At 49.3% G+C, this 12,502-nt stretch carries 13 protein-coding genes; 9 read left to right on the top strand and 4 right to left on the bottom strand.

What is annotated here, in order from left to right:
• The first annotated feature begins 143 nt into the window (after positions 1-143).
• Positions 144-404, top strand: coding sequence for a YuiB family protein (locus EDM59_RS10150; protein ID WP_092272915.1), 261 nt, complete (start codon positions 144-146; stop codon positions 402-404).
• A 156-nt stretch (positions 405-560) separates the two neighbouring features.
• Entirely contained in the window at positions 561-1,178 is a 618-nt protein-coding gene (locus tag EDM59_RS10145; protein ID WP_122923514.1) for a 3D domain-containing protein, read from the top strand.
• A 105-nt stretch (positions 1,179-1,283) separates the two neighbouring features.
• Here the strand turns inward: EDM59_RS10145 and EDM59_RS10140 are convergent, their stop codons facing one another.
• Together EDM59_RS10140 and EDM59_RS10135 are read right to left on the bottom strand one after the other, a co-directional pair.
• On the bottom strand, positions 1,284-2,051 hold the full coding sequence (locus EDM59_RS10140) for a cobalamin-binding protein (protein WP_122923513.1): 768 nt from the start codon (positions 2,049-2,051) through the stop codon (positions 1,284-1,286).
• A 25-nt stretch (positions 2,052-2,076) separates the two neighbouring features.
• A complete protein-coding gene (locus EDM59_RS10135) occupies positions 2,077-2,553 on the bottom strand; it encodes a divergent PAP2 family protein (protein WP_092273048.1) in 477 nt (158 codons plus the stop codon).
• Positions 2,554-2,779: 226 nt separating this feature from the next.
• On the opposite strand from EDM59_RS10135, the gene EDM59_RS10130 reads away from it, so the two are divergent.
• The 6 genes from EDM59_RS10130 (at position 2,780) to EDM59_RS10105 (ending at position 8,351) form a co-directional block, all read left to right on the top strand.
• A complete protein-coding gene (locus EDM59_RS10130; RefSeq protein ID WP_122923512.1) occupies positions 2,780-3,151 on the top strand; it encodes a DUF309 domain-containing protein in 372 nt (123 codons plus the stop codon).
• Between the two features lie 82 nt (positions 3,152-3,233).
• On the top strand, positions 3,234-4,733 hold the full coding sequence (locus tag EDM59_RS10125) for a leucyl aminopeptidase (protein ID WP_122923511.1): 1,500 nt from the start codon (positions 3,234-3,236) through the stop codon (positions 4,731-4,733).
• A gap of 21 nt (positions 4,734-4,754) precedes the next feature.
• Positions 4,755-5,186, top strand: a complete 432-nt coding sequence (locus tag EDM59_RS10120; protein WP_122923510.1) for a CoA-binding protein — start codon at positions 4,755-4,757, stop codon at positions 5,184-5,186.
• 170 nt (positions 5,187-5,356) lie between these two features.
• Positions 5,357-5,953, top strand: a complete 597-nt coding sequence (locus EDM59_RS10115; RefSeq protein WP_122923509.1) for a sulfite oxidase-like oxidoreductase — start codon at positions 5,357-5,359, stop codon at positions 5,951-5,953.
• Positions 5,954-6,579: 626 nt separating this feature from the next.
• Positions 6,580-7,191 carry a DUF1533 domain-containing protein gene (locus tag EDM59_RS10110; RefSeq protein WP_122923508.1) on the top strand — a complete coding sequence of 204 codons (612 nt, stop codon included), beginning with the start codon at positions 6,580-6,582 and terminating at the stop codon, positions 7,189-7,191.
• A 554-nt stretch (positions 7,192-7,745) separates the two neighbouring features.
• Positions 7,746-8,351 carry an acyltransferase gene (locus EDM59_RS10105; protein ID WP_425455950.1) on the top strand — a complete coding sequence of 202 codons (606 nt, stop codon included), beginning with the start codon at positions 7,746-7,748 and terminating at the stop codon, positions 8,349-8,351.
• A 106-nt stretch (positions 8,352-8,457) separates the two neighbouring features.
• Here the strand turns inward: EDM59_RS10105 and EDM59_RS10100 are convergent, their stop codons facing one another.
• Both EDM59_RS10100 and EDM59_RS10095 read right to left on the bottom strand, forming a co-directional pair.
• Entirely contained in the window at positions 8,458-9,183 is a 726-nt protein-coding gene (locus EDM59_RS10100; RefSeq protein WP_183192876.1) for a response regulator transcription factor, read from the bottom strand.
• Complete coding sequence (locus tag EDM59_RS10095) at positions 9,158-10,978, bottom strand: cache domain-containing sensor histidine kinase (protein ID WP_122923505.1); 1,821 nt, start codon at positions 10,976-10,978, stop codon at positions 9,158-9,160. The genes EDM59_RS10100 and EDM59_RS10095 overlap by 26 nt, the downstream gene beginning before the upstream one ends.
• 117 nt (positions 10,979-11,095) lie before the next feature.
• Between EDM59_RS10095 and EDM59_RS10090 the strand changes: the two genes are divergently transcribed.
• Positions 11,096-12,451: an ABC transporter substrate-binding protein gene (locus tag EDM59_RS10090; protein ID WP_122923504.1), complete on the top strand. Its 1,356-nt coding sequence runs from the start codon at positions 11,096-11,098 to the stop codon at positions 12,449-12,451.
• Positions 12,452-12,502: the final 51 nt, after the last annotated feature.

The raw sequence follows: 12,502 nt of genomic DNA, 5'->3' as shown, positions 1-12,502 counted from the left end.
AAAGCGTGCCGGCTTTTTTTGCGAGTCCGCCTTGTTGTCAAATATTGACCAGTCCAACTGGTTTAGGCTACACTAAAATACGATAATAGCCATCTTTGCACCCCATTGGTGGATGTGCGGGAGAGGCAGGAGGCGTAAGATCGATGAGTTTGCTTCAGTTTGTAGTATCCATTGTTCTTTTTACCGTGCTGGGCTTTGGCATCGGATTTATTTTAAACATGATTTTGAAAACGACGTGGTTCCCCGTAGTCATTGCATTGGGTGTGCTTGTAGGCGCCCTGGTTTACCAAAAAGTAGTTCCAGGCATCTGGGATGCGGTCATTTTAGGATGTGGCATGGCAGGGACGGTAGCGTCGGGATGGACGATTCACACCCTGCGTAAAAAAGGATACCGGATGTTTTAATAACAGGCTGAGGGTGCTCCCATTTGGGCGGGCATCCTCTTTTTATGTGGGGATGACCGGACACAATATACTGAATTTTTCATAAACCATCCAAAATTTGTGTATAGTTTCCTTCTCTTCGGGACATGACTAGAACCGAGAGGAGGTTTACCAGAAATGAATGGGAAGCTGTCAATCAGTTTCATCGCTCTGTTCATCATGGTTCTGACGGGATTTGCGAGCGATGGGTATGGTTATAACGCAGTTGGAGATCGCAGCATCCAAACTGCATTTGGAATTAGAGAAACGAAAGATGGGCAGCGGGTCGTCAAAAAACGCACGGTCTCCGCTAGCTCCCTCACGCAAGTCATTGATAAATCGGACGCACTCCTGGATCAGTATCCGAAAGTACGCGTCGTAGCGACTGGCTATTACGCCGGATTCGAGTCGACAGGCAAGAATCCGTCTCATCCTTCTTACGGCATCACTTATTCAGGCGTGAAAGTACGAAGAGACGATTACTCAACAATTGCTGCTGACCTTCGTATCTTTCCGATTGGGACGGTGCTGTACATTCCGGGCTACGGCTATGGTGTAGTAGCGGACAAAGGTGGAGCGATCCGCGGACATAAGATTGACCTGTATTTTGAAACCAAGCAGGACGTGTTCAAGCAATGGGGCAAAAAATCAGTGGATGTCTATATCGTCAGACGAGGTGATGGCAAGCTGACAGAAGCCTTTCTCAACAGCCTGAACCAAAAAGGAATCGCGGCAATGGCGGAAGTCGTAAATTAACACAAAAAAGTGAATAGCATAAGCAAAACAAAGATGCTGCGTAGGCAGCATGAAAGAAAAAATGAAAAAACGTTCAGCCCAAAATCTGGTCTGAACGTTTTTGTGTTAGGGGTGAATCAGGCTTACGAGCTTATCCAGGCCGTCGAGAATGCGGGGAGAGGGACGGCAGTACAGTCCTTCTTCAAGCAAATGGACCTGGTGCTTGCGGATCGCCGTCATTTCCTGCCATTCGGGACGTTCGGTGATCATCGCGGGTTTGATGCGTTTGAGCTCAATCCCGCACCAGACGACACAGATATGATCTGGATCGCGCTCGGCCACCATCTCGCGTGTCGCTTTGACATTCGCTACCGGATAGTCGCGGAAGACATTTATGGCGCCGGCGATTTCACTCACATCCGTAAGCCAGTTTTCCTCGCCCGGCGTGTAGATTGGATTGGGCCACCACTCCCAGTAGAGCTTGGGACGGTGAGAATATTGAGACGCTCGATGTCGGATGGTTTCCACTCTTTCGTCAAAAAGCGTGGCGAGCTGATCCGCCTGCTTATGCATGTCTGTCGCTTCTCCGACCAGTCGGATGTCTGCCGCTATCTCGTTGATGCGCGATGGGTTCAGGACGATGTGGGGAATGCCGCGCGACTGCAGGGCCTCCACGTTCGCTTCCATGCCGGGTACGCTCAGAGAAGCGACGACCAGATCAGGCTTCAGCGCCGCTACCCGATCCATGTCGATGGTCAGGTCCGGCCCCACCTTGGGCAAATGCTGCCACTCCAGGGGCCAGTCCGAATGATCGTCCAGCCCCACGACCTGTTCACCAAGACCCAGATAATAGAGGATTTCCGTATTGCTCGGACAGATGGAAACAATTCGCATGCATAGTCCCCCCTTTGGGTATGCCTTAGAAGAACGGGTGCACCAAAAGCGCAATCATGATGCCCAGCCAACCGCCGATGAGCACTTCGATCGGTTGATGACCGAGGAGCTCCTTCAGCTTTTTGGCCTTTTCCTGATTCGGGCGCACCTTGAGTGATTTCATGCCTTCCAGGAGATGATTAAACTCATCCACGAGCTTGTTCAGCACCACAGCCTGCATCCCGGCATGACGGCGGACACCGGCCGCATCGAACATGACGATCACACCAAGAATGGCGGAGATAGCAAACATGTTGCTGGAAAAGCCTTCACGCAGACCCACTGCCGTGGAGAGAGCGGTTACAGCTGAAGAATGGGAACTAGGCATGCCGCCTGTGCTCAACATCAGCGACCATTGCCATGTTTTGGTAGCGAAATAATTGAGGGGAATTTTGATGAATTGGGCGATTCCTATGGCAAGCAGCGCAGCCCATAAGGGGAAGTTTTCTAAAATATCCGCCACGGAAAATCCATTCCTTTCTACGTACGCTTCTTTCGTATATTGTAACAGAAGGGCGAGGTCTCCATCCGTGAAGTTTTCATATGGATGTAACGGAATGCCAATCTGTGATACCATTAGTAAAGCAGCTGATGAAAGAAATTTTGTCAGACAGCTCTACATACAGTGTTTTGGAAGCGTTTCACGAGGTTTTCTTTTTGCAACGGTGAAACGGAAGGTGTGAACATCCATGCGGTATCCCGGACAGTATCTGCAGTTCATTGAGAAATTCAATGAAGGTGAGTACTACGAATGCCATGATCTCCTAGAAGAGATCTGGATGGAAAACAAATCCGACAAGTTCCTGCAAGGGCTCTTGCAAATGGCAGTCGGCCTGTATCATCGGGAATACGGCAATATCAAAGGCGCTCGCTGGATGTTTGGCAACGCTCGAAAGTACCTGAACCGCTTTGGCCCTGTTCATTGGGGACTGGATGTGGCAGGTGTGATCGGGTACATAGAGGCCTGCGAGAGTGCCTTGCCTGAAGTTGACGTGATTCCTCCTGGAGAAGCCAAAGCCATGGTTTTTCCGTCTTTGCGTTTGCGTATCGACACATCGTAATTGGGCCTTCGAATATGGAGGCGTTGAAAACTACAAATGTGCACATAATTGTATCCTATCACAGGGAAAGAGGGAAGAGTATATGGAAGTGACCGTAGAAAAACGGATTGCGCTAGTTCATGTAGAGTGTGACGAACTGATTGTTCCACTGTGGAAAGGGGAAGAGCTGGCGCAGGTGTACCCTGAGCTGGAGCAAGCTTTTTCGGGAAGCTTGAGCGCTTTGCAAAAGGAAAAGGAAATCAGCGGCGATGCAAAAGCCATCGCAGTTATTCATAGCATGGGGAAGCTGGCAGCGAAAAAGCTGATCGTCGTGGGCATGGGCGCACCAGAGAAGTTTGATTTTGTAGCGGCTCGCAGTGCATGGGGACGTGCTGCCAAAACCGTTTTGGGAAAAGGCAAAGAAAAGACCGTCGCCATCGATTTGCCTACGACCGACAAGCTCGCTGCAGATCGTTTGGCTCAGGCGGTGACAGAAGCGTTTGGGCTGGCTGAATATCACTATGAGGGCTATCGCCAAAAAGCCAAGCGAGAGACTGATCCTGTCGCTGCTGTGCGGGTGATGACAGCGGAAGACGCCGAACCGCTGGTAGCAGCAGGCGTTCATTTGGGTCGAGCGCTGGTGTCGGGTACGAATCTGGCCCGCACTCTCGTAAACGAGCCTGCCAACTATTTGACGCCGCGAGCATTAAAGGACGCAGCCGTAGAAGTGGCAAACCGTTACGGCATGACAGTCGAAGTCCTGGAGCAGTCCAAGCTGGAGGAGCTCGGCATGGGCGGTGTCTTGTCCGTTGCAAAAGGCAGCGAGCTCGAGCCGTACGTTATCGCAGTAAAATACCAGGGGAGAGAGACCTGGGATGATGTCATCGGTCTGATCGGAAAAGGAGTCACCTTTGATACAGGTGGGATTTCCATCAAGCCGGTAGCTGGTATGGAAGACATGAAATCCGACATGGGTGGAGCCGCAGCGATGATCGGTACCCTCGAAGCGCTGGGCCAAATCAAGCCGAAAGTAAACGTGCTGGCTGTCATCGGTACGGTAGAAAACATGCCATCGGGTACGGCTTTCCGTCCTGGGGATGTCATCACGACCATGAGCGGAAAAACCGTGGAAATCATTACGACGGATGCAGAAGGACGCCTCGTACTGGCGGATTGCATCACCTACGCGAAGCAGCAAGGGGTGACCTGCCTGATCGATGCTGCTACTCTGACAGGCGGTATCGTGGTGGCACTGGGTCACTACTGCTCCGGGGCGATGACAAATGACAAAGCCCTCATGGCAGAGCTGCTGGAAGCGGCAGATGTAGCAGGCGAGCGCTTGTGGCAGCTGCCGACATTTGAAGAGTACCGGGAGCTGAACAAGAGCCGTTTTGCCGACCTGAAAAACTCGGGCGGACGCTATGGACACGGCATCATCGGCGGCGTGTTCCTGCAGGAGTTTGTAGAAGATACGCCATGGGTGCATCTGGATATCGCAGGAACGGCTTACAATGCCAATACCGGCGACATGCAGCCCCATGGAGGTACCGGTGTCATGACTCGGACCATCGTTCAGTTTGTATCGAATCGCAGCCAATCCTAATTCCTAAAGGAGTGTTGAAATATGGTACAAAATCCTAGTAACGAAGTTCGCAAACAGCTGCTGGAAGAAGCCAAAACGATTGCCGTCGTCGGGCTTTCCAACAAGCCAGATCGCACCAGCTACATGATCGCAGATGCGATGCAGCACGCAGGCTACAAAATCATCCCGGTCAACCCTGTAATCGCAGGTGAAACGGTGTTGGGTGAGCGGGTCTTGGCGAGCCTGGCAGAAATTGAGGAGCCAGTCGATATCGTCAACGTCTTCCGTAAAAGCGAGGATGTTCTGCCAGTAGCAGAAGATGCGAAAAAAATGAAGAGCAAACCAAAAGTATTCTGGATGCAGCAAGGGATCTCCAATGACGAGGCAGCTGCCCTGATGAGCGCGGATGGAATTGCTGTCGTCAACGACATGTGCATCAAAGTCGATCACGCACTGCTGCGTGTAGGGAAATAAGCAAGCGGCAAAAGGAACGAGAGAACCCTCGCAGGATCGCGGGGGTTTTTGTGCAGGCAAGCCGATGGGTCTTTGCCAGCAGGAAGTGTGCAAACCATCTTGCAGACTTGTGCAGGATATGGTAAGAAGGGAAGCAGAGAACGATACTGACAGTGAGGAGTTGGGCCAACATGTTTTTCAATCAAGCGACGAATACGCAGCGAGACCGCATCCCGCCCAATCAAAAACAAACGACCGGATTCCCTGTTCTTCACTATGGAGAAGTGCCGGAGTACACGGATCTTTCCACACAGTGGAGCTTCCGTATTTTTGGATTGGTCGAAGAGGAAGTGACGCTTTCCTACGAGCAGATGATGGCTCTTCCAAAAGGCGGTGCGACGAACGATATTCACTGCGTAACGGGCTGGAGCAAGCTCGACAACGAGTGGGAAGGGATTCCGGTAGAAGAAGTGCTGAAGCTGGTAAAAGTAAAGCCGGAAGCGAAGTACGTCATGCTGCACGCAGAGGAAGGCTGGACAGCCAACGTGCCGCTCAAGGACTTCATGACTCCTGGAAACCTGTTTGCCAACAAACATAACGGACAAGAGCTGACCCCAGACCACGGCTGGCCGCTGCGGTTTGTCATTCCCCACCTGTACTTCTGGAAGAGCGCCAAATGGGTGCGCGGAATCGAGTTTTTGGAGAAAGACAAGCAGGGCTTCTGGGAGAAGAACGGGTATAACATGTATGGAGATCCCTGGAAAGAGCAGCGTTTCGCTTGGGATTAAGGGCTGGAGAAAGAGGCGGGAAACCGCCTTTTTTTTGTTGGTAGTGGTTTTCTCTCGAGGAATTTGAGTCTAGGTCCGCCTACGGCTTCGCCAAATGAAGCTATAACAATCTCTGAGCACAAAGTCTGCATGATTAACTTTTGTGTTCGAGCTCAAAATGCCCCCCGTTTTCTTGAATAGCATGTGCCACTTCAATGACTTCCTGATTTGTACGTTTAACAGTAGGTTTAACAAGGAATGGCTGAGCAGTTAGTTGATTTTGAAGTACCTGAAACAATGCCAGTTGAGCAATGACGATCGAGAGTTTTGTCCGGAATGGGAACGCCGCCTGTCATTACAACTACGGAGAAGACTTGTCTACTTGCAGAATTCACACGAACCCAAAGGGCGGAGCCGCAGAAGTGGCTGCGCTATTACGAATTATTAGGTACATGGAAATAATAACCACTAGTAAAAAATACCTACATGATGTTAAAATCTGTATGCCCATTGTAAAAAAAGTTCTAGGAAAGGAGTCCTTCTTAACGTTGATGGAACGCCGTGTGCGATGAAAGTCGCCTGCACGGTGTAGGCTCGTTATAAAACCGGTAATAGATAGGTTATAAGACGAGAATAGCGGACCAGTACTGACACCAGATACAACTGACAACAATGTAGACAATGATTTGACTATTTCTTTTGATGAAGATGCTGTTTGGAATTCCAAGGTGACGGCTATTAGAGTAGGGGATACCGTTCTAGATGATGGTCAATACACCATCACAAATGGACAACTAACGATCAAGGAAGGCGTTATTCAAACGCCAGGAAACTATACGATTACAGTTGAAGCGACGGGTTATCAGGATGCTAGTGTTGTCCAAACCGTCAACGTCGGGGAGTTTTCTACTGTCCAATCTACTGCTGTATTGAGCCCAGACCCCGAAGATTGGGTTTATCTTCCGGACACCAATGAACTTAAATTGACGGCTAAAGATCAATACGGAAATACCATTCAAGGTTATTTATTCAAAGCAAAAGTTAAAATTGTTAATCAAGAAAATAGTGACGTTATAATGGACGTTGATGGAACATCGTATACTTGTCCTGCTAATCAAACAATGGTTTTCCCAGTGGTAAATCTGGCTTCTGCTACTGATGAAGATGGGGATGTAACAGTCCATTTTGCAGTTCAGCCTGGACAATACTCATACCGGCTTGATATTTTCCTCAATGATGGAGAAACGATGTTTTGGTAAATGAAGGAAATTGAGTGAAGTAACACAATTATTCAATAGCTGGAGGAGCCGCATTTGCAGCTCCTCTTTCTTTTTACACCATGACCATGAGCAGCCTTTTTCCTAGAGGGGCTATTTTTATTGCCCGACGAGGGAGATGGAAGTGAGCACAACCAATGATTTTCGAAGGACTGGTCGCAATTTTTCAGTAGCATCTTTTTTATCAGGAATAGCTTTAGGGTGGATGGGGAGGGCTAGAACAGTACATCAGAACATCCGTCAACAGCAACCATAGACACAAATTTGAAAGTACCTCTGATTAAACCTCACCTCTGGGTGGGGTTTCTTTTTTTGAGGAGGAAGCAAGTCCGCTTGTCTAGCTACGGCAGGCTGTACCTCCAACCGTTTTACATAGCAGTACGGAGAGGCGAGCAGGAAAGGAGGAATAGAGGGGATGGATCGCTAATAAGCATTATAAGTGTTCTTTAAAACGAACAAGGGACTGATTAGGAGTGAAGAAGATGCGAAGGAAGCTACTAACGGTTTGCACGATGTTCTGGGAAGATTTCTTAGGAATGGTCCCAGATTTGGTCTTAAATACGATTGCAGCATCTTCATTCACACCGAGGATCATCAGGTGGCTGATTTACAATGCTTATGGAATAAAAGCCGAGGCAATCAGCATTTATCCAGGCTGCTACATCAAAACGAAAAAATTAAGAGTGGGCGGCGGGGCATTTATCAACAGGGGATGTTTTTTTGACAACGTATCCGAAGTTGTACTGGAGGAAAATTGTTCGGTAGGCATGGAGGTCATGTTCTGTACTTCTACGCATCATGTCGGTAGTGAAGAAAAGCGAGCTTCTCCCCAAACGATCGGTTTGCCAATAAAAGTGGGGAAAGGCACATGGATCGGTACTCGAGCGGTTATTTTGCCTGGTGTAACGATTGGAAGTGGATGCATCATTGCTGCGGGCTCGGTGGTAACCAAGGACTGTAAAGAAAATGGACTTTATGCAGGGGCTCCTGCAAAGCGGGTTAAGGATTTGCCTATAACCAATGGAGCAGATGCCAGATCAAAAGAATTGAGCAGTGTGCATCTAAAAAGAGGCAGCCTTTCGATTGCTGAAAATAACGTGGGTAACTCTGCTATCTCTCTCAGTAATTCTTCAGAGTCTTGAACTTTATAAGCTTCATTCTCGAATTTTTGAATGGAAGATAGAATAAAAAAGCGAAGCCCGTCAGATTCTTGACGGGTTTCGCTTTGCATCCGGCTAGCGGGGAGCTCTAGACCTTTCTTACATACCCCTGCCTGTATTCTCGCGGCGACATCCCAAAGCTTTTGGCGAACACCTTTGCAAAGTACTTGGTGTCCGCGTACCCGATCCGCTCACATATTTCGTACTGCTTGAGCTCAGGGTTTTTCAACAGCTCGCAAGCCTTTTTCATGCGGAGCTGGGTGAGATAATTGACAAACGTTTCTCCGGTCACTGTCTTAAACACATTTCCAAAGTAATGAGGGGTAAGGTGAATTTCTTCTGCTGTTTCCTTGAGCGAGAGGGGCTTTCCCAAATGCGTTTTCATGTAGGAAATTGCCCGCTCTACAATCGCTTCGTGATAGGTTTTGGGGCCGTCCGAAGCTGGCTCATTGACGAGCAAGCTGTCCACGATTGAGAAAAGCTCGTCGGTGTCAATCGGCTTAGTTACGTATCCCTTGGCTTGGTATCGCAAGGCGGTTCGCGCGTAGGTAAACTCCTCATATGCACTGATGAGGATGACGTTGATTGCTGGATTGCTTTCATATAGACGCTGCAAAAGCTCCAGACCGTCCATATCCGGCATGCGAATATCCGTCAGGACGATATCGAGATGGGTCCTTTCCAGCCACTGCAGAGCTTCTGTACCACTGCCGGCCGTTCCGACTACTTCGATGTTGCGCTCTTTCCACTCATCCATAGAACGTAAACTGTCAGAGACCATCCATTCGTCATCCACGATCAGTAGTTTGGTCATCGCTGGTCCTCCTCGGCAGTTTGATGGTGACACGCATGCCTTGCTCGGGAACGCTGTGCACAGAAAGTCCATATGCGGCTCCAAAATGAAGGCGGATGCGCGACTGAACATTGTAGAGCCCCACTTTTTGCTTGAATTGGGTGAGCTCCTGCGCGTTATGCTCGAGGTTGTGGCGCATTTCTTCCAGCTTGCTTTTTTCAAGGCCCACACCGTTATCCTTTATTTGCAGGTAAACGGCATCGTGTTCGAGCCACCCTTTAATTTCGATGCGTCCACTGACGTCCTGATTGGGGATAGGGTCCAAACCGTGCAGAATCGCGTTTTCCACGACTGGCTGGAGAACCCATTTTACGGTGTAGAGGCTCTGAATCTCTTCGTCCATTTCCATCTCGTATTCTATCGGTCTTCGCGAACGAAATTGGTGCAGCTCCAAATAGCATCTGACGTACTCTAATTCCTTCCAGATCGGGATCATCTCATCGAATGTGCTGATGGATAATCGCATCAGCTTCCCCAGAAGAACGATCATTTTGCTGATCTGCGGCTCCTTGTGCTTGCGGGCCAGACTGTTGATAGACTCTAGCGTGTTATAGAGAAAATGAGGTTTGATCTGGGACTGCAGGGCAGTCAGCTCGGCTCGCCGTTTCTGGCTCTGCTCCTCATGGACGAGCTGGATCAGCTCCTTGATTTTCCCCACCATTTGATTAAAGCCTTGCCCGAGCTGGCCGATTTCATCTTTTCGTCGTAACGTAAACAGATGATGAAAGTCGCCTTGACCCACTTTTTTCATCAAGCTCTGCAGATGGCGGATCGGGTCGGACATCCGGTGGGACAAATAGAACGAGGCCAACAGGCAAAAGACGATACTGGGAAGTAGAATCCAATAGGTGAAATTGCGAATGCGGTAGATGGGCCCGTACAGATTGGATTCCCGAAAGTAACCGATCAGCGTCCAGTCCGTTTCCTCGTTCAAAAGCGCGACAGATCGGTAAAGGTTGCCGGAACGATCGGCGATACGTTTGACTTGATCTAAGCTTTGCATGTCTTGAGTAGGAAAAAGATCGGTATCTTGCGGGTACAATACGTCACCACTTTTGCTGGTGATCAGCATGCCGGATTCGATTCCGCCGTGGGCATTCTTGGAAAAGTAGCTGCTTTCAAACAGGCTGTCTAAAATACTTCGCTTAAAGTCGATGATCAGAACCCCTTTTGCTTTCAAGTCCTTGCTGTATAAGCGCTGGACATAGGAAAAGACGGGCTCTTCCTCTTGGCTGGTGCTGTAAGGGCGATCATGCAAGCGGGTAATGGTAGGCTCACTAGAGAGCTGGGAGAGCTTGGGCATCCAATCAAATTGGTAGAAGCTACTCTGGTCGCGATTGAGGGAATAGCCGTAGGAGTAGACAAACCCGCGGTCGCTGACAAGGGTGATTCCTACGTTTTCAGGTCGGATCAAGTGAATGCTGGAGAAAGCCTCATCGAGCGGGAGAAAGGAGAGCAGGTACGCATCGTAATCCTTGTTCTTTAAGAAATCAGAGACAGCGGAGCTCAGGAAGGAGATTTCTCCCATCCGCTTTAAGTCGTTGAAATAAAAGGCAAGGGTTCTCGAATTTTGTTCCAAGACGGAGGAAGCATCCTGATCCAATTTGGTGACCAGCAGCTCGGAGACATTTTTATAGGTCAGGAGCCCGGATAACGTCAAAGGAACGATAGACAACAGCAGAAAATAAACAAACAGCTTGAAAAAAATCGAGTGTACAAATGGTACGACGGACGACCTTCCTTCCTGCAAATCCACTTTTTGTCCCCCTTTTTCCCCCTGTTTGTTCCGTTGTTTAAATATTACAAATCATATAAATTTTAAGTCAAGACGGGCCGTCGAAAATAACACCGAAGAAAAAGGGGGGCTGATTCCATGATCAAAGGCAGACTCAAGAAATTTTTGGCCTTCGCGACACTCGCATCCATGGTCATAGCCGGATGTTCTTCTCCAACCGGATCAGGAGACTCCAATGCCGCGAGTGCGCAAAAAGAACCGGCAGCAGCTAGCAAAGCAGACGGAAATTCATTAAGTCTTTTTATCCCGAACTATTACAACAATACGGAAAAACTGCAATGGGAAAGCGTAATCAAAAAGTTTGAAGAAATGAATCCCGACGTCAAAGTTACGCTGACAAACGGGGACGTAAACACAGAGTCAGGAAAGCTAACCACGATGCTGCAATCCGGCGTGACCCCGCCTGATGCGATCTTGATGAATGCTGGCCCAGGCCGTGTGCGAATCCTATCAGAGGTGGGATTGATCAAGCAGCTCGATGATTGGTATACACAGAACAACTGGAAGGAAAAGCTCCAGCCATTTGCCTACCAGATGGCCACGGTAACCGACGGCATTTATGAATTGCCTCACACCGTAGACGCGATCCAGGTTTACTACAACAAAGACATTTTCGTAAAGTATGGCATCCAAGTCCCGCAGACGGGAGAGGAATTTGTGGCAGCGATGAACACGCTGAAGGCCAACGGAGTTACGCCACTGAATACGGGTGCTCGGACCGCGTTTACGGTAGGGGGCTTGTACTCGAATCTTTTGCAGGCGGCTGCAGGCAGAGATGCCGTAGAAGCTCTGCTGTACGGTGAAAAGAAATGGACCGATCCCGAGTTTGTCAAATCGGGCGAACTGCTGGCTGACTGGGCGAAGCAGGAGTATATCGGAAAAGAATCCATGTCTCTGAATTCCTCCGATCTCCAGCTAAGCTTTTTGAACAAGAAGATGGCGATGTTTGTCTCGCCCACACACATCATTTCCACCATCGCGGAAAACAAGGCAGAAGGCAACATCGGCTCGTTCAACATGCCTTCCTTTATTGGCGGGCAGAAAACGAATCCGACAGGTGGGCTCGGCTACACATGGGTAGTGCCGTCCAAGGCTGCTCATCCCGAACTGGCAGAGAAGTGGATGAACTTTGTTCTCTCAGAGGATTATGCAAACGTAGTATTGGGTGACCCTTCCTACAACCTGATCCCGGCTTCCAAAGCGGCATTGACGGTCAAACCTGCGGGTGAACTGTTAGCCAATGCGATGAAGGAGATCGAAGTAGGGGTAGGCTACAATCCGAGTGTCTTTATCGGCAGCGAAGCCAAGGAAGCCTACTATCAAAATCTGATTGGATTAATCGGCGGACTGGTGAAACCGCAGGAAGCGATGGAAGCGATCGCTGCGGGCACCAAAAAAGATCAAGCAGCCGGTTATCAACTAACCAGGAAGTAGGGAAAGGAGCAGGGGATCCTGCTCTCTCCGACTCTACTTCATGGGAATGAA

This window comes from Brevibacillus nitrificans (assembly GCF_003710965.1).
In the GTDB taxonomy this organism is placed as follows: Bacteria; Bacillota; Bacilli; order Brevibacillales; family Brevibacillaceae; genus Brevibacillus; species Brevibacillus centrosporus.
The sequence above is the reverse complement of the archived record's forward strand: the minus strand, read 5'-3'. Positions and strand labels throughout refer to the sequence as shown.